Source organism: Streptomyces doebereineriae, assembly GCF_031845645.1.
Classification (GTDB): Bacteria; Actinomycetota; Actinomycetes; order Streptomycetales; family Streptomycetaceae; genus Streptomyces; species Streptomyces canus.
In genome coordinates, this window is the sequence record NZ_JAVREZ010000215.1 from 1 (window position 1) to 468 (window position 468).

The window sequence follows — 468 nt, forward strand, 5'->3', positions numbered from 1 at the left end:
GTCCAGTACCGGGTGCCCGTGTCCGTGCACGGCGGTCCACCAGGACGCCATCGCATCGATCACCTCGATCGGTGCGCCGTCAGTAGGGTCAATCACAGTCAGCCACGCGCCTTTGGCACCGACCGCCACCACCGGCGGAAGCGCCGCCGAGCCCATGGCACTGTAGGGATGCCAGATGTGGGCGGCGTCGATGGCATTGATCTGCGCTGGTGTCAGCTCAGCCACAGTCGGGCAGCCTAGCCCTTTGCTCACAGACTGTGACGCACCCATCCGAAATGTGAGCGGCAGGCCGATGTTAGGTAAATTGGCCTCGACCATGAAAACCCTTGACGCCCCCCGGACGGAGCCCGGCACCGAATCCGGTTCCGTTCCACGCGCAGTCATGGGTACCCGTGCATCGGGTTTCTACCGCCACGATCTGGACGGACTGCGCGGCATCGCCATCGCCCTCGTGGCGATGTTCCACAT

1 pseudogene is annotated in these 468 nt (G+C 64.3%); it reads right to left on the minus strand.

Features of this window, described 5'->3' with window-relative positions:
• Positions 1 to 225 (minus strand): annotated as a pseudogene (locus tag RNB18_RS51535) (adenosylmethionine--8-amino-7-oxononanoate aminotransferase BioA); the annotation flags it as partial.
• Positions 226 to 468 lie beyond the last annotated feature (243 nt).